This is a genomic window from Vibrio sp. Vb0598, from assembly GCF_033338935.1.
GTDB lineage: Bacteria > Pseudomonadota > Gammaproteobacteria > Enterobacterales > Vibrionaceae > Vibrio > Vibrio alginolyticus.
In genome coordinates this window covers 1-1,182 of sequence record NZ_JAWOTP010000200.1, presented here as the reverse complement: position 1 = coordinate 1,182, position 1,182 = coordinate 1, and the positions used below count along the sequence as shown (strand labels likewise).

Annotated in this window: 1 protein-coding gene; it reads right to left on the bottom strand. The window is 40.9% G+C overall.

The annotated features are described in order from the left end of the window. Positions 1 to 581: 581 nt before the first annotated feature. Positions 582 to 1,182 (bottom strand): LysR substrate-binding domain-containing protein (locus R7Q38_RS24070; RefSeq protein WP_318114584.1); only part of this gene is annotated, 601 nt, incomplete at its 5' end.

Here is a 1,182-nt window from a genome sequence, read left to right as displayed (position 1 = left end):
TCAATCTTGGGCAGTCAGCGTAAAGCTACATTTGTAAGTTATGAACAACAAATTACATCCTTTAACTTTGTGTTCAATCTGTGTGGCCGTGTTCATAGATTGCTTAAGCCTGAGTGCTTTTTCAATCTAGACATAAGTCTTAGCAGCCTTTAAATAAGCTATATCAACAAAGGGTTTAACGAAACCCCCTAGACAAACAAAACACAAAATTCGAAGTTTTATTCGGCACCAAACAAAGCACTGATTTTGGATGCCAATTTGTAAGTTATTACGTAATTTAATTACATCAAATTTTGCAATGAAATATGATTTAAAACAGGTGTATGAATATAGAGGCAAGCGAGAAAACCTTGTATTCATAAGGTCTAGCGTAAGGAATTTAAACGGAGGTTAAACACAATGCGCAGCCAATTGTGTAAAATTAACATTGTGAAATTTCACAATTTTATGAAAGCTTCACGAAAATAAAGCTGTGAAATTTTACAAGTCAAAGTTCACCGACAGAATAAAATACTAGAACGCGCACCGTTTCCAGTGCGCTTTTAGAGAAATAGTGAGGAAGTAAAGGCTAATACTAATAGCTAACGCAGTTCGGAAACCACATCTGCAAGTTGGTTAAACGTGTTTGTTCTTGATGAACTAGGGCGCCAAACCAAACCAATTTCGCGATACGCCTGCTGGCCAGGAGGGTCGATCACCACCAAGTTTTGGTTGTGTAACAAGCCGTGTTCGATTGCCATTTGAGGAATAAAAGTGGTACCTAAGCCGTTCGCGACCATCTGCACCAAGGTATGTAAGCTGGTTGCCGTAAACGGGTTAATTTTCTCTTTATCGGTCAGCTTACAAGCGGAAACTGCATGTTCAGTTAAACAATGCTCTTTCTCTAATAGGAACACCGACTCATCCGGCAGATCGTCATAACGGATCGGCACAGGAATCGAATCGACTTGGTTTGCACTGATCACCATACGGAACGGATCTTTGCCGACGACGCGACTCTCCATACCATCGATTTCAACTGGCAACGCTAAGATCAGTACATCTAACTCACCATGACGCAGCGCTTGCAACAAATTGGTGGTGGTGTCTTCTCTTAATAGAAGGTTTAGTTGAGGGAATCGATAATTCACCTCTTGGACGAGGTCACACAATAAGAACGGTGCAATCGTCGGAATACACCCA